Origin of the sequence: Bacteroides sp. BFG-606 (genome assembly GCF_024788145.1) — a bacterium.
GTDB lineage: Bacteria > Bacteroidota > Bacteroidia > Bacteroidales > Bacteroidaceae > Bacteroides > Bacteroides vicugnae.
Window position 1 is genome coordinate 3892036 of the sequence record NZ_JANUIL010000001.1, and the last position, 24736, is coordinate 3916771.

General features: G+C 43.2%; 18 protein-coding genes. 12 read left to right on the plus strand and 6 right to left on the minus strand.

Translation table 11 applies throughout. The features are described 5' to 3' along the window. Window positions 1–242 precede the first annotated feature (242 nt). The 10 genes from NXV01_RS14480 (at window position 243) to NXV01_RS14525 (ending at window position 15129) form a co-directional block, all read left to right on the plus strand. The gene (locus NXV01_RS14480; RefSeq protein ID WP_074556439.1) at window positions 243–1499 is read left to right on the plus strand and encodes an efflux RND transporter periplasmic adaptor subunit; all 1257 of its coding nucleotides are present in this window, start codon (window positions 243–245) and stop codon (window positions 1497–1499) included. A 3-nt stretch (window positions 1500–1502) separates the two neighbouring features. After that, window positions 1503–4607 carry an efflux RND transporter permease subunit gene (locus NXV01_RS14485; RefSeq protein ID WP_195649064.1) on the plus strand — a complete coding sequence of 1035 codons (3105 nt, stop codon included), beginning with the start codon at window positions 1503–1505 and terminating at the stop codon, window positions 4605–4607. Next, on the plus strand, window positions 4607–5986 hold the full coding sequence (locus NXV01_RS14490) for an efflux transporter outer membrane subunit (RefSeq protein WP_074556441.1): 1380 nt from the start codon (window positions 4607–4609) through the stop codon (window positions 5984–5986). Before NXV01_RS14485 ends, NXV01_RS14490 begins: the two co-directional genes overlap by 1 nt. Window positions 5987–6192: 206 nt before the next feature. Beyond that, a complete protein-coding gene (locus tag NXV01_RS14495; RefSeq protein ID WP_074556442.1) occupies window positions 6193–7839 on the plus strand; it encodes a diphosphate--fructose-6-phosphate 1-phosphotransferase in 1647 nt (548 codons plus the stop codon). 169 nt (window positions 7840–8008) lie between these two features. After that, window positions 8009–8902, plus strand: coding sequence for a glycoside hydrolase family 25 protein (locus tag NXV01_RS14500; RefSeq protein WP_234131988.1), 894 nt, complete (start codon window positions 8009–8011; stop codon window positions 8900–8902). Between the two features lie 75 nt (window positions 8903–8977). Continuing rightward, complete coding sequence (gene lpdA, locus NXV01_RS14505; protein ID WP_234131987.1) at window positions 8978–10321, plus strand: dihydrolipoyl dehydrogenase; 1344 nt, start codon at window positions 8978–8980, stop codon at window positions 10319–10321. Window positions 10322–10340: 19 nt separating this feature from the next. Further along, on the plus strand, window positions 10341–11063 hold the full coding sequence (locus NXV01_RS14510) for a lipoate--protein ligase family protein (RefSeq protein ID WP_148366191.1): 723 nt from the start codon (window positions 10341–10343) through the stop codon (window positions 11061–11063). A 108-nt stretch (window positions 11064–11171) separates the two neighbouring features. Beyond that, entirely contained in the window at window positions 11172–12536 is a 1365-nt protein-coding gene (locus tag NXV01_RS14515) for a dihydrolipoamide acetyltransferase family protein (protein ID WP_234131985.1), read from the plus strand. Between the two features lie 37 nt (window positions 12537–12573). Beyond that, a complete protein-coding gene (locus tag NXV01_RS14520; protein ID WP_258980182.1) occupies window positions 12574–14610 on the plus strand; it encodes a thiamine pyrophosphate-dependent enzyme in 2037 nt (678 codons plus the stop codon). Between the two features lie 12 nt (window positions 14611–14622). Continuing rightward, window positions 14623–15129, plus strand: coding sequence for a flavodoxin (locus NXV01_RS14525; protein WP_234131984.1), 507 nt, complete (start codon window positions 14623–14625; stop codon window positions 15127–15129). A gap of 176 nt (window positions 15130–15305) precedes the next feature. Here NXV01_RS14525 and prmA read toward each other — a convergent pair whose 3' ends face one another. Continuing rightward, window positions 15306–16172, minus strand: coding sequence for a 50S ribosomal protein L11 methyltransferase (gene prmA, locus NXV01_RS14530; RefSeq protein ID WP_258980190.1), 867 nt, complete (start codon window positions 16170–16172; stop codon window positions 15306–15308). A gap of 331 nt (window positions 16173–16503) precedes the next feature. On the opposite strand from prmA, the gene NXV01_RS14535 reads away from it, so the two are divergent. Beyond that, window positions 16504–17841 (plus strand): hypothetical protein, encoded by a 1338-nt coding sequence (locus tag NXV01_RS14535; protein ID WP_148366199.1) that lies wholly within the window; start codon window positions 16504–16506, stop codon window positions 17839–17841. Window positions 17842–17873: 32 nt separating this feature from the next. Further along, the gene (locus NXV01_RS14540; RefSeq protein WP_259022742.1) at window positions 17874–19517 is read left to right on the plus strand and encodes a hypothetical protein; all 1644 of its coding nucleotides are present in this window, start codon (window positions 17874–17876) and stop codon (window positions 19515–19517) included. Between the two features lie 120 nt (window positions 19518–19637). On the opposite strand, the gene NXV01_RS14545 is transcribed toward NXV01_RS14540, so the two are convergent. The 5 genes from NXV01_RS14545 to NXV01_RS14565 all read right to left on the minus strand — a co-directional run bounded on the left by NXV01_RS14545 (window position 19638) and on the right by NXV01_RS14565 (window position 24299). Next, window positions 19638–20444 (minus strand): fimbrillin family protein, encoded by an 807-nt coding sequence (locus tag NXV01_RS14545; RefSeq protein ID WP_259022743.1) that lies wholly within the window; start codon window positions 20442–20444, stop codon window positions 19638–19640. A gap of 40 nt (window positions 20445–20484) precedes the next feature. Beyond that, the gene (locus NXV01_RS14550; RefSeq protein WP_148366205.1) at window positions 20485–20955 is read right to left on the minus strand and encodes a nucleoside deaminase; all 471 of its coding nucleotides are present in this window, start codon (window positions 20953–20955) and stop codon (window positions 20485–20487) included. A 196-nt stretch (window positions 20956–21151) separates the two neighbouring features. Beyond that, window positions 21152–22642 (minus strand): group II intron reverse transcriptase/maturase, encoded by a 1491-nt coding sequence (ltrA, locus tag NXV01_RS14555; RefSeq protein WP_258978446.1) that lies wholly within the window; start codon window positions 22640–22642, stop codon window positions 21152–21154. A 232-nt stretch (window positions 22643–22874) separates the two neighbouring features. Then, the gene (locus NXV01_RS14560; protein WP_167511788.1) at window positions 22875–23027 is read right to left on the minus strand and encodes a hypothetical protein; all 153 of its coding nucleotides are present in this window, start codon (window positions 23025–23027) and stop codon (window positions 22875–22877) included. A gap of 285 nt (window positions 23028–23312) precedes the next feature. Then, window positions 23313–24299 carry a Gfo/Idh/MocA family protein gene (locus tag NXV01_RS14565; protein ID WP_004325616.1) on the minus strand — a complete coding sequence of 329 codons (987 nt, stop codon included), beginning with the start codon at window positions 24297–24299 and terminating at the stop codon, window positions 23313–23315. Window positions 24300–24736: the final 437 nt, after the last annotated feature.

The following is a 24736-nucleotide window of genomic DNA, read 5'->3' on the forward strand; positions in this document are numbered from 1 at the left end:
TAATACAAATGTAGAGCATAATTTGTTTAGTTGTTGAAATGGGAATTAAAAAAAATGTTCCAAAAGTCGGAAATGTGGATAATTTCTACACAATACAGCGGATTTCCACACTTTTGCAAAAAGAAGAAGAATTTGTAATGCTTTGATTGTAAGTTAATAATGTCTGCGACGCATTTTTGGTATGTGAATTGCATATAAGAGTAAAGAACAAACATAAGTTAAATTAAATAATAAGATTCGATATGAGATTATTCTTTTCGAAACATGAGTTGAAACTGAGGAGAAAGAGAACCATTGCTGCTATAATCTGTGCGGTAGTTGTGTTGGGTGTATATTGGATACTGACCCGACCTCAGAAGGCTGCACCGGAAATGCCGACAGTCATTGTGGAACCGGTAGTGAAAGATGATGTAGAGATATACGGGGAATATGTAGGGCGTATTCGCGCCCAGCAGTTCGTCGAAGTCCGTGCCCGGGTGGAAGGCTATCTGGAAAATATGCTTTTTGCCGAAGGTACATATGTCAATAAGAATCAGGTTTTGTTTGTCATTAATCAGGACCAGTATCGTGCCAAAGCTGATAAGGCTAGGGCGCAGTTGAAAAAAGACGAAGCGCAGGCTTTGAAAGCGGAGCGTGATTTAAAACGTATCCGTCCGTTGTTTGAGCAGAATGCTGCAAGCCAGTTGGATTTGGATAATGCGGAAGCTGCTTATGAAAGTGCCGAGGCAACGGTAGCCATGAGTGAGGCGGATCTGGCACAGGCTGAACTGGAGCTGGGCTACACCATTGTCCGTTCGCCTTTGTCGGGACACATTAGTGAAAGAAATGTGGATTTGGGTACGTTAGTGGGACCCGGGGGAAAATCGTTGCTTGCTACTATTGTGAAGAGTGATACGGTGTTGGTTGATTTTAGTATGACAGCACTCGATTATCTGAAGAGTAAAGAAAGAAATATTAATTTGGGACAACAGGACTCTACCCGTTCCTGGCAGCCCAATATTACCATTACATTGGCGGATAACACGGTTTATCCATTCAAAGGATACGTGGATTTTGCCGAACCGCAGGTGGACCCTCAAACCGGTACTTTCTCCGTACGTGCAGAAATGCCTAATCCGAAACAGGTATTATTGCCGGGGCAGTTTACAAAGGTGAAATTGTTGCTGGATGTTCGTGAAGGAGCACTCGTTGTTCCGATGAAAGCCGTTACCATCGAAAAGGGAGGAGCTTATATTTATACCATGCGTAAAGATAATGCGGTAGAAAAGCGTTTTATCGAATTAGGACCGGAAGTCGGGAATAATGTGGTGGTAGAAAGAGGATTGGCAGAAGGAGAAATGGTTGTTGTGGAAGGATTCCATAAGTTGACTCCAGGTATGAAAGTACGGGTGAGCCAATCGGATGCAGAGGCCCAGGATAGTATAACTGCGACAAAAAATGAAGTGGTCGGGGCGAAAGAAAATGTTACCGGAATGAAGGATAATGCGAAAGGAGAATAAACGATGAAAGTTACTTTTTTTATAGATAGGCCGGTCTTTTCGGCTGTAATCTCCATCGTGATTGTGATTGTCGGTATTATCGGTCTGACGATGCTTCCGGTGGATCAATACCCGCAGATTACCCCTCCGGTAGTGAAGATCAGTGCTTCCTATCCGGGTGCGAGTGCACTTACTGTATCACAGGCAGTGGCTACTCCGATTGAGCAGGAAATCAATGGTACTCCGGGGATGCTTTATATGGAATCAAATAGTTCTAACTCCGGAGGCTTTTCGGCAACAGTTACTTTTGATGTATCTGCTGATCCGGATTTGGCAGCTGTTGAGATTCAGAACCGTGTGAAACTGGCAGAATCCCGTTTGCCGGCGGAAGTGATTCAGAATGGTATTTCGGTAGAGAAACAGGCTCCCAGTCAGTTGATGACGCTTTGTCTGACTTCTACTGACCCAAAGTTCGATGAGATTTACTTGAGTAACTTTGCTACTATCAATGTGCTCGATGTGATTCGCCGTATTCCCGGAGTGGGGCGTGTATCCAATATCGGTAGCCGTTATTATGCCATGCAGATATGGGCGCAGCCGGATAAGCTAGCAAACTTCGGACTGACCGTACAGGATTTGCAGAATGCATTGAAAGATCAGAATCGTGAATCGGCAGCGGGGGTGCTGGGACAACAGCCTGTACAGGGATTGGATATCACGATTCCTATCACGACACAGGGACGTCTTTCCACTGTAGGACAATTTGAAGATATCGTAGTGCGTGCTAATGCGAATGGTTCTATCATTCGATTGAAAGATGTGGCACGTGTATCGCTGGAAGCTTCTTCCTACAATACAGAGAGTGGTATTAACGGTGAGAATGCTGCCGTGCTTGGTATTTATATGTTACCGGGTGCCAATGCGATGGAAGTGGCCGAGAGAGTAAAAGAGGCGATGGATGAGATTAGCAAGAACTTCCCGGAGGGATTGAGCTATGAGATTCCGTTCGATATGACGACCTATATTTCCGAATCTATTCATGAAGTATATAAGACGTTGTTTGAAGCGTTGGTTTTGGTGGTTCTGGTGGTTTATCTATCCTTGCAGAGCTGGCGTGCAACGTTGATTCCGGTAGTGGCGGTACCTATTTCATTGATCGGTACTTTCGGATTCATGCTGATTTTCGGTTTCTCACTGAATATCCTGACATTGCTCGGATTGATCCTTGCCATCGGTATTGTGGTGGATGATGCGATTGTGGTGGTGGAAGGTGTAGAACATATCATGGAAACGGAGCACCTAAGCCCTTATGAAGCTACGAAAAAAGCGATGAACGGACTTTCCAGTGCATTGATTGCCACTTCACTGGTATTGGCGGCTGTGTTCGTCCCGGTTAGCTTTTTAAGTGGGATTACAGGACAGTTGTATCGCCAGTTTACGGTGACAATTGTAGTGTCCGTACTTATTTCTACGGTAGTGGCTCTGACATTGAGTCCGGTGATGTGTTCGCTGATTCTGAAGCCGGATAGCGGAAAGAAAAAGAATATCGTTTTCCGGAAGATTAATGAATGGCTGGGTATCGGTAGTAATAAGTATGTGGCTGCCGTAACTCGTACAATCAAGCATCCTCGTCGAGTTTTGAGTGCTTTTGGTATGGTGTTGATTGCTATCATGTTGATTCATCGTATTATTCCGACCAGTTTCTTACCTGTAGAAGATCAGGGATATTTCAAGATTGAATTAGAACTACCGGAAGGAGCTACTCTGGAACGTACCCGTATCGTGACAGAGCGTGCCATTGCTTATTTGGAAAAGAACCCGTACATTGAGTATATACAGAATGTAACGGGAAGTAGTCCGCGTGTCGGAAGTAACCAGGGACGTGCTGAACTGACGGTGATCCTGAAACCTTGGGAAGAACGGAAGAGTACTACTATTGAGAAAATCATGCATACGGTGGAAAAACATCTTCAGGAATATCCGGAATGTAAAGTCTATCTGTCCACCCCTCCGGTGATTCCGGGACTGGGTAGTTCGGGAGGTTTTGAGATGCAGCTGGAAGCCCGCGGAGAAGCCACTTTTGATAATTTGGTAGACGCAGCAGATACATTAATGTACTATGCATCCAAACGTAAAGAGCTGGCCGGCTTGTCATCTTCTTTGCAGTCGGAAATCCCACAACTCTATTTTGATGTGGATCGAGACAAAGTGAAGATGCTGGGTGTGCCTTTGGCTGATGTGTTTTCTACCATGAAGGCTTATACCGGTTCGGTGTATGTGAACGACTTTAATATGTTCAACCGTATATATAAGGTTTATATTCAGGCGGAAGCTCCTTACCGGGAACATAAAGACAATATTAATTTATTTTTCGTAAAAGCCTCCAATGGAGCGATGGTACCGTTGACTTCTCTGGGAAATGCATCATATACCACAGGACCGGGAAGTATCAAACGTTTCAATATGTTTACTACGGCCGTTATTCGTGGAGCAGCTGCGCAAGGATATAGTTCCGGACAGGCGATGGAGATCATGGAACAGATTGCCAAAGATCATCTCCCCGATAATATCGGTCTGGAATGGAGCGGTCTTTCCTATCAGGAGAAGCAGGCGGGAGGTCAGACAGGTATGGTGATGGCACTGGTATTCTTGTTCGTTTTCCTTTTCCTTGCCGCACAATACGAAAGTTGGACAGTGCCTATTGCCGTATTGCTTTCTTTACCTGTGGCTGCTTTGGGAGCCTATTTGGGAGTCTGGGTTTGCGGATTGGAAAACGATGTTTATTTCCAGATTGGCTTGGTTATGTTGGTCGGACTTGCCGCTAAGAATGCGATTTTGATTGTAGAGTTTGCAAAGGTGCAGGTAGATAAAGGTGAAGACTTGGTGCAGTCGGCCATATACGCAGCCAAATTGCGTTTCCGTCCGATTCTGATGACCTCTCTTGCCTTTGTGCTCGGTATGCTTCCGATGGTACTGGCAAGTGGTCCGGGTTCGGCAAGCCGGCAGGCAATCGGTACAGGTGTATTTTTCGGAATGATATTTGCTATCGTATTTGGTATCATTCTTGTGCCGTTCTTCTTTGTGATGGTGTATAAAACAAAGTCGAAAATCTTAAAACATAAGAAATAATGAAACGAAAGAAACTATATATTGCTATCCTGTTACTTGCCGGAGTACTGACTTCCTGCAAGGTAGGGAAAAGCTATGTCCGTCCTGATCTTCATTTACCCGACAGCTTGGAAAGATCACAGGATTCGGTCAGCTTCGGTGCTCAGGACTGGAGGGATATTTATACGGATGCTACATTGAGAAGTCTGATAGAGCGTGCATTGGATCATAATAAAGATATGCTGATTGCTGCTGCCCGTGTGAAAGAAATGGCTGCACAGAAACGAATTTCTACGGCGGCATTGCTTCCGGATATTAAAGGAAAAGTGACAGGGGAACGTGAACTTGAGAATCATGGAGGAGACGCTTTCAAGAGATCAGATACCTTTGAAGCACAATTTCTTGTTTCATGGGAACTCGATCTTTGGGGAAATCTACGTTGGGCACGTTCGGCCAGCATTGCCGAGTATCTGCAATCTATTGAGGCGCAACGTGCATTGCAGATGACGATTGTGGCTGAAGTGGCGCAGGCTTACTATGAACTGGTAGCTTTGGATACAGAGCTTGATATTGTCAAACAGACGTTGAAAGCCCGTGAAGAAGGGGTACGTCTGGCACGTATCCGGTTTGCCGGTGGATTGACCTCCGAGACTTCCTATCGACAGGCACAAGTGGAGTTGGCACGTACGGCCACTCTGGTTCCTGACTTGGAACGTAAAATCTCTCTGAAAGAAAACGATATTGCTTATCTTGCGGGTGAATATCCTAATAAGATAGCCCGTTCCCGTTTGCTTCAGGAATTTAATTCTCCGGAAACACTTCCCGTAGGATTACCGTCTACTTTGTTGGAACGCCGTCCCGATATTCGTCAGGCAGAGCAGAAACTGATTGCTGCCAATGCAAAAGTGGGAGTGGCCTATACGAATATGTTCCCGCGTCTTGCCTTGACAGGCGGTTTCGGTAGTGAAAGTACTTCTTTGTCGGAACTCCTGAAATCTCCCTACGCAATTATGGAAGGAGCTTTATTGACTCCTATATTTGGTTGGGGAAAGAACCGTGCGGCATTGAAAGCGAAGAAGGCCGCTTATGAGGCTGAAGTACATAGTTATGAGAAATCCGTACTGGAAGCTTTCAAAGAAACACGTAACGCGATTGTCAACTTCAACAAGATCAAGGAAGTATACGAACTTCGTGCCAATCTGGAACGTTCGGCCAAGAGCTACATGGACCTGGCACAATTGCAGTACATCAATGGGGTCATCAACTATCTGGATGTATTGGATGCCCAACGTGGATACTTTGATGCCCAAATCGGATTGAGTAATGCCATTCGTGACGAGTTGATTGCGGTGGTTCAACTTTATAAGGCTCTTGGCGGAGGCTGGGAGCAGAATCCCTAGAATTATATTATAAATTAGCTCGCTGAAGAAAACGTAAAGGCTATCTCCCACGTCGGGAGATAGCCTTAATTTTTCTTTCTTCTTCCTTTTGTCTTAAAAACAACAGAAGAAGAATTTTCATAATTCGGAAAAAAGTGCGAAATTTGCAACGCTTTTCAAGTTTGACAAGAAACTTACTAACACCTTTAAATAAAAAATTAAAGAAAATGACTAAAAGTGCATTGCAAATCGCAAGGGCTGCTTACCAGCCCAAACTTCCGAAAGCATTGGCATCAGGAGCTGTTAAGGCTGTAGCAGGTGCTGCTACTCAATCTGTAGCCGATCAGGAAGCTATCAAAGCATTATTCCCGAACACGTATGGAATGCCGTTGATTACATTCGAAGCCGGTGAAGCTGTTGCTCTTCCTGCTATGAACGTAGGTGTAATTCTTTCCGGTGGTCAGGCTCCGGGCGGACACAATGTAATCTCCGGTTTGTTCGACGGTATCAAGAAATTGAATCCGGAAAACAAATTATATGGTTTTATTTTGGGTCCTGGTGGTCTGGTAGATCACAACTATATGGAACTGACTGCTGATATCATCGACGAATACCGTAATACGGGTGGTTTCGATATTATCGGTTCCGGACGTACGAAGCTGGAAGCTGAAAGCCAGTTCGAAAAGGGTTATGAAATCATCAAAGAATTGGGTATCAAGGCACTGGTTATCATTGGTGGTGACGACTCTAACACAAATGCTTGCGTATTGGCTGAATACTATGCTGCTAAGAAGTATGGTGTACAGGTAATCGGTTGCCCGAAAACAATCGACGGTGACTTGAAGAACGATATGATTGAAACTTCTTTCGGTTTCGATACAGCTTGTAAGACTTATGCTGAAGTAATCGGTAACATCCAACGTGACTGTAACTCTGCACGTAAATACTGGCACTTCATCAAATTGATGGGTCGTTCGGCTTCTCACATTGCACTGGAATGTGCTTTGCAGGTACAGCCTAACGTATGTATCGTTTCAGAAGAAGTGGAAGCAAAAGATATGTCTTTGGATGATGTAGTGACTTACATCGCTAAAGTGGTAGCAGACCGTGCAGCACAAGGACACAACTTCGGTACAGTATTGATTCCGGAAGGACTGGTTGAGTTCATTCCTGCCATGAAACGTCTGATTGCTGAATTGAATGACTTCCTGGCTGCTAATGCTGAAGAATTCGGTCAGATTAAGAAATCTCACCAACGTGATTATATCATCCGCAAACTTTCTCCGGAAAACTCTGCTATCTATGCAAGTCTGCCGGAAGGTGTTGCCCGTCAGTTGACTTTGGATCGTGACCCGCATGGAAACGTTCAGGTATCATTGATCGAAACTGAAAAACTGTTGTCTGAAATGGTAGCTACTAAGTTGGCTGCATGGAAAGAAGAAGGCAAGTATGTTGGTAAATTTGCTGCTCAACACCACTTCTTCGGTTATGAAGGACGTTGTGCTGCTCCGTCAAACTTTGACGCTGACTATTGCTACTCTTTGGGTTACACAGCTTCTATGTTGATTGCTAACGGTAAGACTGGTTATATGTCTTCTGTACGTAACACAACAGCTCCTGCTGCTGAATGGATTGCTGGTGGTGTGCCTATTACCATGATGATGAACATGGAACGTCGTCACGGTGAAATGAAGCCGGTTATCCAGAAAGCATTGGTAAAACTGGATGGTGCTCCTTTCAAAGCATTTGCTTCACAACGCGAACGTTGGGCTATCGAAACGGATTATGTATATCCGGGTCCGATCCAATACTTCGGTCCTACAGAAGTTTGCGACCAGGCAACTAAGACTTTGCAACTGGAACAAGCTAAATAAATACACTTCAGAGCAGTTGTTAATGTAATAGTTGCAATAACAGCTGCAATGAAGGGTTCTTTCAGGCACGGATTACGCGGATTAACACGGTTTTTTAGTTATTTCTTAATAAACCGTGTATTCCGTGTAATCCGTGCCTATCTCTAAAAATATTGATCGTTTAAAGTAAATGCCGCAACGCAACAACCCGATGTCTGCCGTACAGAAGAAAAGAACTGTTTCCACCACTAAAAGAAAGGGAACGACCTCTTCTTCCAAAACTTCCCGTACCTCAAAAAAGGAACAGGTGAAGCATCGAACTGTGATGCCTACCTGGCTCCGTAATATGCTGGCAGTGATGATTGTCGGTTGTTTCTCCGCAGCTTTCTATTATTTCTTTATCCGTCCTTATGCTTATCGATGGAAACCTTGCCATGGCTTAAAGGAATACGGTGTCTGCATCCCTGACGGATATGATATTCATGGTATTGACATTTCTCACTATCAGGGAAAGATTGATTGGAAGAAGCTGTTGCAGAATAAAGAGACGGCTACTCCTTTGCATTTTGTCTTTATGAAGGCAACAGAAGGAGGAGATCATAACGATACTACATTTGAGGCAAACTTTGCCAATGCCCGTAATCATGGATTTATCCGTGGCGCTTATCATTTTTATATTCCGAGCACGGATGCTTTGAAACAGGCGGACTTCTTTATTCGCACGGTAAAACTGGATTCCGGTGACCTGCCTCCGGTTCTCGATGTGGAAGTGACCGGACGAAAAGAGAAAAAGGAATTACAGCAAGGCATCAAACGCTGGCTGGACCGGGTGGAATCTCATTATGGGGTGAAGCCTATTCTTTATACCTCTTATAAATTTAAAACCCGTTATCTGGACGACTCTATCTTCAATGCATACCCTTATTGGATTGCCCATTATTATGTGGACTCTGTAAGGTATCAGGGAAAATGGCACTTTTGGCAACATACGGATGTGGGAAGTGTTCCCGGTATTAAAGAAGACGTAGATTTGAATGTATTCAATGGCTCGTTAGAGGAACTTAAAAAGCTGACAATTAAGTAACGGGTATTTCTTTTCCCTACAACTTATCTCTTCTCATATTTGTTATAATCGTATTATTACTTAAAAGATACGATTATGAACTTTGATATAGCTATTATTGGTGGTGGTCCGGCCGGGTACACAGCTGCCGAACGGGCAGGGGCCAACGGATTAAAGGCCGTTCTTTTTGAGAAAAAGGCAATGGGTGGAGTATGTCTCAATGAGGGGTGTATTCCTACTAAAACTTTGTTATATTCTGCTAAAATACTGGATAGCATCAAGAATGCTTCCAAATATGGCGTTTCTGCCGAATCTCCTTCGTTCGATTTATCCAAGATTATGAGCCGTAAAGATAAAACAGTAAAAATGTTGACGGGCGGTGTGAAGATGACTGTGAGTTCTTACGGAGTGACTATTGTAGAAAAGGAAGCTCTGATAGAAGGAGAAAAAGATGGGAAAATACAAATCATTTGTGATGGAGAAACCTATTCCGTGAAATATTTGCTGGTATGTACCGGCTCTGATACAGTGATTCCTCCTATACCGGGACTGTCAGAAATCAGTTATTGGACTTCCAAGGAGGCATTGGAAATAAAGGAACTTCCAAAGACGCTGGTCATTATTGGCGGCGGGGTGATCGGGATGGAGTTTGCTTCTTTTTTCAACAGTATGGGTGTGAAAGTGCATGTGGTAGAAATGATGCCGGAGATTCTGGGAGCGATGGATAAGGAAACCAGCGGTATGCTTCGTGCCGAATATGCCAAACGTGGAGTCACTTTCTATTTGAATACGAAAGTGGTGGAAGTAAATCCTCATGGAGTTGTGATAGAAAAAGAAGGCAAGACGTCTACTATTGAAGCGGAGAAGATTTTGCTTAGTGTAGGACGTAAGGCAAATCTATCCAAGGTAGGACTGGACAAGCTGAATATAGAACTGCATCGGAATGGGGTGAAAGTAGACGAACATCTGTTGACTTCGCATCCTCGTGTATATGCGTGTGGTGATATTACAGGCTATTCTTTATTGGCGCATACCGCTATCCGTGAAGCGGAAGTCGCTATCAATCATATTTTAGGAGTGGAAGACCGTATGAATTACGATTGTGTTCCGGGAGTCGTTTATACCAACCCTGAAGTGGCGGGAGTGGGAAAGACAGAAGAAGAACTGGTAAAATCAGGAGTTCCTTACCGTGTTTCAAAATTACCGATGGCTTATTCCGGACGGTTCGTTGCGGAGAATGAACAGGGAAACGGACTCTGTAAGCTGATCCAGGATGAAGACGGGAGGATTATCGGTTGTCACATGTTGGGAAATCCGGCATCAGAACTTATTGTGATAGCAGGTATTGCTATTCAGAGAGGGTACACGGTGGAGGAATTCCAGAAGACTGTGTTTCCGCATCCTACGGTCGGAGAGATTTATCACGAAATAATGTTTTAACTCTTATTCCGCTTGATCTATGATTCGATGTATCTATAGTCCGTTTACTGATATTTACTTTCACTTGGCAGCAGAGGAATATCTGTTGAAGCAGGGAAATGAAGATATTTTCATGCTTTGGCAGGATACTCCTTCTGTGGTAATAGGTAAGCATCAGCGGTTGCGGTCGGAAGTCGATAAGAAATGGGCGGAACAGGGACGAGTACATATTGCCCGTCGTTTTTCGGGTGGGGGAGCGGTGTATCATGATTTGGGTAATGTCAATCTGACTTTTATAGAAACGGCTCCCCGTCTGCCGGAATTTGTTACTTATTTGCAGCGGACATTGAATTTCTTGAATTCTATAGGCCTGATGGTAAAAGGAGATGAACGATTGGGGATTTATTTGAATGGATTGAAAATATCAGGGAGTGCGCAATGCGTACATAAGAATCGGGTGTTGTATCATTGCACTCTGTTGTATGATACGGATCTGACTGCCTTGTATAAAGCTTTGAATCCGGAACCGATGGTTGATGATGAAACTTTATCGTCAGTATATGCTGTTCCTTCCGTTCGGAGTGAGGTAACCAATATTCGGAGTCACTTGCCGGAGGGAACTGTAACTGATTTTAAAGAGAAGGCTTTTCAGTATTTCAGTAAGTCCCAATCTGTCAGTGCTTTTAACGGGAAGGAAATAGAGGCTGTCAATCAGCTCCGGAAAGAGAAATATATTCAGAAAGAGTGGATATATAGTCGTTGATGTCCGGACTGGCTTTGTCAGTATCCGGTTAAAATTTACTTAACTTAAAACTTTCTATTTCAGCCCGTTGTTGTAATATCTCAAGGTTGAATAATAAATTAACTGTCTATGTCGAAATTCGAAATAAAAATGCCTAAGTTGGGCGAGAGTATAACCGAAGGGACCATCGTCTCTTGGTCTGTAAAGGTAGGTGATATGATTCAGGAAGACGATGTGCTTTTTGAAGTGAATACTGCCAAAGTAAGTGCGGAGATCCCTTCTCCCGTAGCGGGAAAAGTGGTGGAGATTTTATATAAGGAAGGTGATACGGTTGCTGTAGGAACAGTAGTAGCTATAATTGATTTGGATGGAGAAGAATCTTCAGGAACGGAGCCGGTAAATGTTTCTGAAACATCACCATCGTCAGCGGAAACTGCTAAGAACGTATCAGCGAATACTGCATCGAAACCTGTTGTTGCAGAGGAAGAACGTTGGTACTCTCCTGTTGTGATTCAGTTGGCGCGGGAAGCTAAGATTCCGAAAGAAGAGCTGGATGCTATACAAGGAACCGGTTATGAAGGGCGATTGAGTAAGAAAGATATAAAAGATTATATTGAAAAGAAGAAAAGAGGAGGTAGCGTTGAACCGAAGCCGGCATCTGCTGCTCCGGCCGCAAGCAAACCATCAGTTGCTGTTTCTTCTGAACAGGCAAGTCCGAAGGTTGCTCCGGCTACATCTGCCGCTGCTGCCCAGCCGGCTGCCACTTTATCTAAATCGTCTGCTCCTGTAGCAATGCCTGGAGTCGAAGTCAAAGAGATGGATCGTGTCCGCCGGATTATTGCCGACCACATGGTTATGTCTAAGAAAGTATCTCCTCACGTGACCAATGTAGTAGAAGTAGACGTTACCAAATTGGTACGTTGGCGTGAAAAGAATAAAGACGCTTTCTTCCGTCGCGAAGGAGTGAAACTGACTTATATGCCTGTGATAACAGAAGCCGTGGCAAAAGCATTGGCTGCCTATCCACAGGTGAATGTATCGGTAGATGGATATAATATTCTTTTCAAAAAGCATATTAATGTCGGTATTGCCGTCTCTTTGAATGATGGAAACCTGATTGTTCCTGTGGTACATGATGCCGATCATCTGAATCTGAACGGGTTGGCTGTTGCTATCGATTCTCTGGCCTTGAAAGCAAGGGATAACAAATTAATGCCGGAAGATATTGATGGGGGCACATTTACGATAACCAATTTTGGTACATTCAAGAGCCTGTTCGGTACGCCAATCATTAATCAGCCGCAAGTAGCTATCTTGGGAGTAGGGTATATTGAGAAGAAACCTGCTGTTGTAGAAACTCCGGAGGGTGATACGATTGCAATCCGGCATAAAATGTACTTGTCTTTGTCTTACGATCATCGGGTAGTAGACGGAATGTTGGGAGGTAACTTCCTGCATTTTATAGCCGACTATCTCGAAAATTGGAAAGGCTGATAACTGATTGTTTCATTCATTAAGAACTTCATTACTCATGAAAAAGAAATATGATATAAAAACTACAGATGTAGAAACCCTGAAAAAGTGGTATCATCTGATGACATTGGGGCGTGCCTTGGACGAAAAGGCACCGTCTTATCTGTTGCAATCTTTGGGTTGGTCTTATCATGCTCCCTATGCAGGACATGATGGTATTCAACTTGCCGTTGGTCAGGTATTCACCCTCGGTGAAGATTTCCTGTTCCCATACTACCGGGATATGTTAACCGTGCTTTCTGCCGGAATGACTGCTGAAGAAGTGATCCTGAACGGTATTTCAAAAGCGACGGACCCGGGTAGCGGAGGACGTCACATGTCGAACCATTTCGCCAAACCGGAATGGCACATTGAAAACATCTCCTCTGCTACTGGCACACACGACCTTCACGCAGCAGGTGTGGCCAGAGCAATGGTATATTATGGACATAAAGGCGTGGCTATCACTTCTCACGGAGAGTCGGCTACTTCCGAAGGATTCGTTTACGAAGCTATCAATGGTGCCAGTCTCGAACGTCTTCCGGTGATTTTTGTAATACAAGATAATGGGTATGGTATTTCCGTACCCAAATCGGAACAGACTGCCAACCGTAAAGTGGCCGAGAACTTCTCGGGCTTCAAGAACCTGAAGATTATCTATTGCAACGGAAAGGATGTATTCGATTCGATGAATGCTATGACCGAGGCACGGGAATATGCTATCAGTACCCGTAATCCGGTTATTGTGCAAGCGAATTGTGTCCGGATCGGTTCGCATTCCAATTCAGATAAACACACCTTGTATCGGGATGAGAATGAATTGGAATATGTGAAAGATGCTGATCCCTTGATGAAGTTCCGCCGGATGCTGCTGCGTTATAAACGTCTGACCGAGGAAGAACTGCAACAAATAGAAGCTGATGCAAAGAAAGAATTGTCTGCTGCCAACCGGAAGGCTTTGGCTGCTCCCGATCCCGATCCTAAAAGCATTTATGATTTTGTAATGCCCGAACCTTATCAGCCACAGAAATATAAAGACGGTACACATGAGGCGGAAGGGGAGAAGACTTTTCTGGTCAATGCCATTAATGAAACATTGAAAGCTGAATTCCGCCATAATCCCGATACCTTTATTTGGGGGCAGGATGTGGCAAACAGGGAAAAAGGAGGCGTGTTTAATGTAACCAAAGGTATGCAGCAAGAATTCGGCGAGGCCCGTGTATTTAGTGCACCGATTGCGGAAGATTATATTGTAGGCACTGCCAATGGAATGAGTCGTTTTGATCCTAAAATTCATGTGGTGATTGAGGGAGCGGAGTTTGCCGATTATTTCTGGCCTGCCATAGAGCAATACGTGGAGTGTACACATGAGTACTGGCGTAGCAATGGGAAATTTGCTCCGAATATAACTCTGCGTCTGGCTTCCGGTGGTTATATCGGTGGAGGCTTGTATCATTCTCAAAACCTGGAGGGAGCTTTGACCACTTTACCGGGGGCACGTATTGTCTGCCCATCTTTTGCGGATGATGCTGCCGGATTACTTCGTACCAGTATGCGATCCAAAGGCTTTACGCTGTTCCTCGAACCGAAAGCATTGTATAATTCGGTAGAAGCGGCAGCAGTAGTGCCGGAAGATTTTGAAGTACCTTTCGGGAAAGCACGTGTTCGTCGTGAGGGAACAGATTTGAGCATTATTACCTATGGCAATACCACCCATTTCTGCCTGCACGCAGCAGAACGATTGGAAAAAGAAGGTGGCTGGAAAGTGGAAGTCATTGATATTCGCTCCTTGATTCCGTTGGATAAAGAGGCGATATTCGAATCGGTCAAGAAAACGAGCAAGGCATTGGTCGTTCATGAAGATAAAGTTTTCTCCGGTTTTGGTGCGGAACTTGCTGCTATGATTAGTGGAGAGATGTTCCGCTATCTTGATGGACCGGTGCAGCGTGTGGGGTCTACTTTTACCCCTGTCGGTTTTAATCCGATTCTGGAAAAGGAAATTCTGCCGGATGAGACCAAGATATACGAGGCTGCCCGGAAATTATTGGAATATTAAATAGTGTGGATTATGAAAAAGATAGGCTTATTTTATGCTACCAAAGCTGAAAGAACGAGTTGGGTGGCAGAGAAAATACAGAAAGAATTTAGTAAGGAAAAGATAGAAACAGTGCCTATTGAACAGGCTTGGCAAAATGACTTTGAAGCTTATGACTGTTTTATTGTCGGTGCTTCAACTTGGTTTGACGGAGAACTTCCTACATATTGGGATGAATTGTTGCCGGAGTTACGGACAATGAATTTAAAAGGAAAGAAAGTTGCAATCTTCGGGTTAGGAGATCAGATACGTTATCCGGAAAACTTTGCGGATGGCATCGGATTGTTGGCGGAGGTATTTGAAGAGGATGGAGCTACGCTAGTCGGCTTTACTTCTTCCGAGGGTTACACTTTCGAACGTTCCAAAGCTTTGCGTGGCGGGCAATGGTGTGGTCTGGTTGTTGATTTGGATAATCAGTCTGAACATGCGGAAGAGAAAATAAAGGAATGGTGCCAACAGATAAAGAGGGAGTTCGCGTAACAACTATGTGAAGACCTCGTTCATAATAATCTGATCTTCTCTCTTCTACGAGATAGTGACGCTATCCAATAAAAATGGTGACGGTATATGATTGGGATACTGACGGTATCATTGTCATATAGCGTCACTATTTTTTTTATATCAATCAAGAGTTTTGTGTTTATTAATAGCGTATATCAACCATGATTTTCGGTTGCCCCTTTATAAATAAACTTCACCTCTGCCCAACGATTCTTCTCTTTATAATGGATAAAAGTCAGTCCGTTTTTTCCGGCTTCTTCCCGGATGGAGTCAATGTCGTCTACATAAAATCCGCTCATATAGATTTCAGAATCAGTATGCATACAGGCAACATACTGTTTCATATCATTCAGTAATATATTCCGGTTGATATTGGCAATGATGACATCGAAAGGTCCTTTTCCGGTCAGTGACGAAGCATCTCCCTGTGAAACCACAATGTCATCTACATGATTCAATCCGATATTTTCGATGGAGTTGCGTACACACCATTCGTCGATATCGATAGCCGTGCAAGGACGTGCACCTCGCATTCGTGCCAGAATGGCAAGAATTGAAGTTCCGCAACCCATATCCAGCAGGGATTTATTATTCAGTTCGTTGTCCAGTAATTCTTCAATAATAAGGCTTGTCGTTTCGTGGTGTCCGGTGCCGAAAGCCATTTGCGGGTTGATAACAATGTCATATTCCGCTTTGGGAACATCCTGATGGAAAGTACTGTGAATCACACAGCGGTTGCCAATGATAATAGGTTGGAAGAAATTCTTTTCCCATTCTTCGTTCCAGTCCTTGTCTTCTGCTTCAATATAAGTATAGGTGATTTCTGTGTCGGGTATAGGAAATTCATCTATCGCATTTTTTATAACAGTTTCGTCACATAAGGATTGTTGGATGTATGCAGTCAATCCGCCTTTGCTTTCAACAAAACTTTCGAATCCGGCTTCGCCTAATACAGCAGCCAATACATCATTCACCGTTTCGGTGCAAGGATGTGTCTGAAATGAAAACTCAAAATATTTCATAATCTTTCTTTTTATCTGAATAATGATGGGGCAAAGATACTCAAAAACGAAGTCTTGACGAAGTTTTTTAATGAAGTATATGTTGCTATCAACAAAAGCTCCAAATGGACTTCTTTGATTTGTATATATCGTATGTGAAGTTTACCATACCTTTGATATCATAAGTTAAATAGACGTATTTCGATAGAATCAAACACCTCTTTTTCTCTATAAAAGTAGTGAAATAGGGATTTCCCTATTATCCTTTGGGGAAAATCTCCCTCGAACGAAAAATCTCTTCCTTATCTTTGTAACGTGAATAAGTTTAAGTAATTACATAAACCGAGATGATATGAAAAAGATTGTTTATTTCTTGCTATTTGCCTTGTGCCTCCCGATAGGCTTGATGGCACAAAGCGTTGATGACGACCTTTACTTCATTCCTTCAAAAGACAAACAGGAGAAGAAAGAAACTCCGGTTAAGAAGGAACCGAAGAAACAGGTGACCAACATCTATACTTCACCGGGTACTACAGTAGTGGTTCAGGACCGTAAGGGAAGAACACGGGATGTGGATGAATATAACCGCCGTTACGATGCACGTGATAATGAATTCGTAATGGATAATGATACCTTATATATAAAAGAAAAATCTAATCCGGATTTGGACGGAGAATGGGTGACAGGTGAATTCAATGGTACGGAAGACGACTATGAATACGCTGAACGTATCATCCGTTTCCGCAATCCGCGTTTTGCTATCAGCATCAGCAGTCCGTTGTATTGGGATGTAGTTTACGGTCCGAATTCATGGGACTGGAACGTATATACCGATGGTATGTATGCTTATGCATTCCCGACATTCAGTAATCCGCTCTGGTGGGATTGGCGTTATGGCTCTTACGGCTGGGGATGGAACTATGGTTGGGGATGGAATCGTCCTTATTACGCTTGGGGATATTCTCCGGGTTATTGGGGCGGCTGGTATGGCGGCTACTGGGGTGGCTGGTATGGCGGCGGTTATTGGGGACATCACCACCACTGGCACGGTGGTCCTAGCTGGGGCTGGGGCGGAGGTGGAAACCATTGGGCACGTAATACCTATTATAATAATCGTCGTTCTAACTTTGGAAACAGTGTTGGAAGTGCACGCCGTTCTTCTTACCCAACAAGTAGTGACCGCAGAATCGGTACAACAGTTGGTACACGTCGTACAAATGGAGAAGGTGTAAGCCAATCTGCACGCCGCGGCACAACTTATGATTCTTCTTCCAGAAGAACTGTAGGTAATCGTACGAATACAAGAGTAGGGACTACCACAGGCTCAAACTCTTCCCGCAGGAGTTCTACCTACACTCGTCCGAGCAGTACACGTAGCAGTTCGACATATGATAACAGTCGTTCCAACTCTTCTTCTCGCAGAACTTATGGAACAACGAATAGCAGTAGCAGTCGTTCTTCTTCTACATATAACCGTGGAAGTTCTACGACTCCACGGAGTTATTCCCCGGATAATAGTAGTAGTCGCCGTTCTTCTTCTAGTTCCACTTATTCTCCAAGTCGTTCTTCATCAGGTTCCAGCTACTCACCGAGTCAGTCTTCATCGTCTCGCTCGAGTGGTTACTCAAGTGGTGGTGGAAGTTCTCGTTCTAGCGGTTCCTCTGGTGGCGGTGGAAGTCGAAGAAGATGATAATGATTGGGTATTATTAATAAGATATATTTATGAAAAATATAAGATTTACAATAGTGATACTGTGTACTTTGGTTGGTAGTACTATCGTAAGTGCACAGAGCTTATACGATGCAGCCCGGTTTATGGGGAATGATTTGAATGGAACTGCACGATTTGTCGGCATGGGAGGGGCCATGGGAGCACTAGGCGGTGACATATCAACTATGGGGACCAATCCGGCAGGTATCGGAATATACAGAAGTAGTGACGTAATGACTTCATTTGGTTTCAGTAATATTGGAATGAAGTCTACTATGAACGGCAGCAAAAATGAACAAGATAAGTTGTTTGGTTCATTTGATAATATCGGTTTTGTTATATCAAGCCGTATCGGAAATGAGACACCTTTGCGGTTTGTGAACTTTGGTTTTAATTATCGTAAGGTAAAGTCCTTTGATAAAAATATGGTAATGAATGGACTGATAGAAGATTCGGAAGGACCATTGTCACAAAGTGACTTTTTTGCTACTTTATCCCATGGGCTTACTGAAAGATATTTGAGCTCTAATGCCGCTTTTACTGATGGAGGTATCGATGCTGCACCGTGGTTAGGCGCTATGGCTCTTCGGACTAGAGTGATTGGAGCAGTGGGCGATAATGGTGAAAATAATGATCAATATGCCAGCAATGTAGGCTATATGGTGGGTGAGGGAGGTGAACCTATTTATTTGCCGGTGCAGGGAGCCTATACATCTAAAGAAAGAGGTGGGTTACATTCCTATGACTTTAATGTTGCGCTAAACTTTTATGATCGCATTTATTTGGGTGCTACGATAGGAGCTTATAGTGTAGATTATTCAAGAAATTCTATTTATAGGGAAAGTTATGAGGGAGATGTTTCAACTTATTCTTTAGAGAATTGGTTTGATACAAGTGGAACGGGAGTTGATTTTAAGTTAGGAGTGATTGTACGTCCATTTGAATCCTCTTCATTCCGTATCGGTGCTGCAATACACACACCTACATGGTTTAATTTGGAAGACCGAACTTCCGCCATCATGACTTCTGATATTGATATGAATAGTAACGGAATCATTGAAAAGGATGAATTGTTTGAATATGATACGATGGAATTCCCTGGTGAATCAAAAACTAAATATCAATTAGTAACTCCTTGGAAATATAATTTAAGCTTGGGGTATACCATTGGTCGTTCTGTAGCATTAGGAGCAGAATATGAATATAGTGATTATTCTTCAGCCAAACTGAAATATGATGATGGTCTGAAAATGGAGAATGAAACATCTCAAATAAAAACGGGATTGAAAGGAGTACATACATTACGCGTTGGTGCTGAAATTAAATTTGCACCTGAATTCTCTTTCCGTTTAGGATATAATTATATGACAGCAGCAATGTATGACGATACATTTAAGAGAATTGCACTTAACAGTATCAGTACAAGTACAGAATTCTCTAACTTGAAAGCAACCAATAATTATACAGTAGGACTGGGATATAAAGGAGCTGTTTTCTATGCTGACTTAGCTTATCAGTTCCATACTTATAAGGAGGACTTTTATCCTTTCTATAATGAAACAGGAGAAAACTTTGAAACAATCATTGTGCCAAATGCAACTAAGGTTACCAATAAACGTAGTCAAGTACTATTAACCGTAGGTATGCGCTTCTAATCTAATAAAGAGACAGTTTTCAATTTCAATAATAACTTTTGTGTGTAAAAAATCCCTGGAATGCTGAGTGTCTACAGCGGTTCCGGGGATTTTTATTAGTATCGCTGTTATTCTTTTGTTTTATCTGCGTAACGGAGTCCGTTCATCAATAATTCCGCGACCTCCGTAAAGTCTCATCGTAACAGGACTTCCGGCTTCTATGGTAATATCCTGATCTGCGATGATAGGTTCTTCCTTATCGTCTACGATTACAGAACCAATCTTCTCACCAGCTTTGATTATTTGTGGAATCAAGTTAGTCAGGATACCTTCTGAAATTTTCCGGATACTGATATATTCCGGGGTTGCATTCTTGTCAGCTTCGATTTTACCGTTGAAAAGATCCTGCACACCTTTGTTCTTCAGGAAAAGTTTAACGATTGCTTTACCTTCGTACGGGTTGCCTTTTTCATCAAGTAGAATAACGGGCGCAGTCATTCGCTTGAATGTAAGGGCTACATTGCTAGAACCTTTGCGGGCTTGGGCTGTGCCGAACAAATATTCTAAACCGCCTTTGATGTCACGGTAGCGACTAAAGAGGGATCTAGTCGTTACATCACCGGACAATTCAGGATAATGAGCATAGAAAGTTACAGCTTCCGAATCTGTAGCTGTCTCGCTCCAATTTTGGTTATCTACTCCCAAGATAAAAGGCTGATATTCCTGCTCGGAAACAGACATTGAAATGACGTCTCCGGCTGAAAAACTACTTTTTAAAGGAAGTGACAGGTTACTGCTGCTACGAGTAACAGCGTCAGTGATACTTTCATTGTCGACAGTAGTAAGAAAGTTGATACCTTCTTTACTGGGGTCTTGCAGTTCGTCTTGTTGTTGACAACTGAACAGGCATACTGATGCCATAACAAATAAAAGGCTTTTTCTTTTCATTTGAGGGATAATTAATAGGTTAATAATAGTGAGAGGTTTTTTAATATTCTACTCTATCTTCTTTGGCCGCCCAGGCTTTGAAGGCAGTAAGGGCTTCATTATGCAATAAGATTTCGGAAGGAAGCTTTCTGTCTTCAGGCTTCAGTTCCAGTTCGTCATAAATAAAAGAGTCATCGAAGCCAATATTCTTGGCATCGGTCTTATTGTTTCCATAGTACATTTTATCCAAACGTGCCCAGTAAATAGCACCGAGACACATGGGACAAGGTTCGCAGGAAGTATAGATTTCGTATCCGCTAAGATTAAAAGTACCGAGTTTGGCAGCTGCGGCACGTATTGCACTCACTTCGGCATGAGCAGTTGGGTCACAAGATGCCGTAACACGATTCACTCCTGTTGCAATTATTTCCCCCTCTTTCGTGGCAATCACAGCACCGAAAGGACCTCCACCATTTTTAACATTCTCTTTGGAAAGCTCGATTGCTTTCCTCATTAAGGCTTCTTTAGTCATGGTACAAAAAAGTATATTGTTAGTTTCATTTTTTCCTTCTGTTATGTAGGTCGGCGGCATTGCTGCCGCTTTCCCCATTAAGAACTGTACGTGCGACTTTCACCGCATACAGCTCCGATAATTCTAAATTTAATTCTCATAAAATTAAATCGGCTCATAATCATCTTGCGATGACTTGTTTCCGATAAAGTTTTCTTCACGCACGTTGACGGGCACTTTTGAGTTTCCGCCTTTCGAAGTATTCGTCCCATGATGGGTCGAACGGATTGGCCTCGCATCTTATCTTTGTGTGTCGCTTGATTGGAATTTCTGTCAGTTGCTGTAATGTGAACTTATCCTTTATTTCTCCACATACATATTCAAAACCGAAAATCCAATTTCTGCCACCTTTTCGGATAAAATACTTCTTCCTTATCCATTTCCTTGACTTGTCGGTATGTCTGCGATATGACCATCTTTTAAGTTGATTTATTAAGATATGGTCACATCGGCAGAACACCTCCTTTGATACCACATGGCTGTAGTAGTTACCCCATCCCTTTATTATAGGATTGAGTTTCTCTATCAGCTCCTGCTGGGATGATGCCTTACCTTTGGTCAGCACAACCTCATGCAGCTTGTCAGTGAAACGTTTCTGACTTTTCTTTGACGGCTTTATTAACAATGTGCCGTTGTACTTCCGGACATTGAAACCTAAAAAGTCAAATCCGTCACTGATATGTGTTATCAGTGTCTTCTCATCGGATAGGGTAAGTCCTCTTTCCTTTAGAAAAACTGTCAACATTTCCTTTATTTCAAGTAACGTTTTCCTTTTGTCAGCAGTGACAATGAAGTCATCCGCATATCTTACGAGATTGACTTTGGGGCAGTAAAGTTTTCCATTGACATAACTTGCCTTGTACTTCTCTTTGAGCATCCTTTCCATGCCGTCAAGAGTTGCATTTGCAAGTGTCGGTGAAATAATGCCGCCCTGTGGTGTCCCTTCAATAGTCGGTTGAAGCAGTCTGTTGAATACAACTCCACTTTTCAGCCATTTTCTTAATATCTGCCTGTCGATTCGTACGTTATCGAGAAGCCATTCATGGCTGATATGGTCGAAGCAGCCTTTTATGTCTCCCTCCAATATCCATTCGGGAGAGCAATCCCTGCTTAGCCATCTGTGAAGCGCATCTATCGCATCTGCCGTACTTCTGAACTTTCTGAATCCGTAAGAGTTTGCATCCGCTTCACTTTCCGTTATGGGTTCCAATGCCATAAGATACAGTGCCTGCATGGCTCTGTCTTTCATGGTCGGTATTCCCAACGGTCTTGTCTTGCCGTTTGCCTTAGGTATGTTAACTCTTTTCAATGGGAGGGCTTTATATCCTCTCCGTGTCAAAGAACGTATAGCTTCTATTTTATTGGCATCGGTATCCCACTTTATGTGGTCAACCCCTGCCGTGCGTTTACCTTTATTGGAGGTCACTTTCCTTACTGCCAATGCCTTGGCTTCGAACGAAGTGACAAGCAGGTGCTGCAAGGCTTTAACCTTGTTGTACCTCTTTTCTTTATGAGCCTTTGCTATTCGGACTTGCAGCTTTCTGACCTTTCGTTCACATTTGGAGAAGTCAATGCTTTTCCATGTTGTGTTACGCTCGGCTGAAGATGCACACTCGGCTTTCGCCTTGCTCCTTTGCTGTTTCTTCATTTCGTTAAAGTTCTACAATCGTTTCACAAAGAATTACCCTGCGGAAGTCTGCCTGCTTTCGCATGAGGTGACGTTTAAACCTCTATCTTCCGCATTACACGGAAGCGTTCGCTTTCTCCGCAATCCTTTACCCGCACATCATTCGGCTTCTCTTGCGATTGGCTTACCTGTCCGATAAAGGACAGGAGAGATACGGGCTTACCAAGTTCCGTACAAGTAACTTACGACCGACTTAAAGTCCGCCCATCCACCGGCAGTGCTGCATCCGTGTAGTCCTGAAAAAGAGAGAACTATCCTGACTGCCCGCCATTTTGGCTATAGCTTGTAAATATCCGTAAGCTATTCTTTTGTTACGATGGTGCAGCGGTTCACATACGTTACTCATATCGGTCAGCCTAACAGCCTATACATTGGATATTTCTGCATAGAACCATATTGTCAAGAGGGCTTCGCACCAAACAATTACTCGTAAAGCACGCCTCTTTAGGCTACTGTTGACGGAACAACAGGTTCAGACATTATGCTGAACAATTACTTGTACGACTTCTTGTCGCACCTTCTTTATACAAAGATAGAAAAAACTAACAATATACAATGGAATATCCCTATTAATTTTTTTACAGTATCGGTAAACTGCGGAGAAGAATGATACTTTTTTTGCTTTTTGGGGTTATAGTTTGCCTAAAATTTTATCCATTACCCAATTAGTAAGCGTTGCGCTTTCACCGTCACAGGAGCAAACGGACTTACCCAATAGGTGATCTACCACTGCTTGAATGAGAGGTTGTTGCACATGTTCCGGGTTACCGATGCAGATTTCTTCCCGTCCTTTTTCGGTATGTAAGCCTATAGGTTCATAAGTAAAAACAGAGAAACAAATCATTCCCTTGTCACCGATAATTTCAATACGGTCTTCGCGGGCAGAGTCATGGGCTACGAAACACCAGGAACCGCTACCAACCAATCCGTTATCAAATTGGAAACAGGCGCTTAATGTATCTTCAGCAGGATAAAGTCCACCCCGATTACTCTTATAACCACTTGCTTCGAGGATGCAGCCGAACATATCCTGCAACAAATCAATCTGATGCGGAGCAAGGTCATAGAAGTAGCCACCTCCGGCAATGTCAGCCTGCACACGCCAGGGAAGATTATCGCGATTGTAATCCAGATCGCGTGGCGGTTGGGCAAAACGAATCTGCACATTGATGACATTACCGATAGTCCCGTTCTCTACCAATTCCTTTACTTTCTGGAAATAGGGGAGATAACGGCGATAGTAAGCTACGAAACAAGGAACTCCCGTTTCATTGGATATGCGGTTGATGCGTGTACATTCTTCGTACGTCACAGCCATTGGTTTCTCAATATAAGCAGGTTTGCCTGCTTTCATGGACATAATGGCATACGTAGCATGTGAAGAAGGAGGAGTGGCAATGTAGACAGCATTTACTTCCGGATCATCGATCAGTTCTTGTGCATCGTCATACCATTTTTTGATTCCTCTCTCTTTGGCATACGCTTTCGCCTTCGCACCGTCACGACTCATTACGGCTACGACTTCCGAATGTTCTACTTTCTGGAAAGCGGGACCACTTTTTGTCTTGGTTACTTCTCCGCAACCAATAAAGCCCCATTTGATAATCTTTTCACTCATAATATATACCTATTGTGTCTGCTTTAACAACTCCCCAAAGATAAAGCTATTTTTTGTCAAGAGCAACTTTATTGATTATTAACTTGGCAGAGACAGTGGGAAAACAGACATTACGTTTTACTTCAATAGAGGCTCTGCTTTACCTGAACAGACGGTCTGTTTGGTGAAAACAGAGCCTCTAAAAGATGGCAACGCACACTCTAATTCCGGTAAGAAGCAAGGTGAAGACCGCTATGCCCCGGGTTGAAGGAGAAAGAATACCGGGCAAAACAGAAGGGAAAGCCGGGGTGGGGGGAACTTTCCCCTCTATGAATATGATTTTTCCTTTGATATATAAAAAAAAGGGAGGGAATCACAATTCCCTCCTTTGCGTGTAGTTTAATTGAAGCTACTTTATCATTAACTCTGTAAAGATACGATATTCGGAAGCGAAAGTC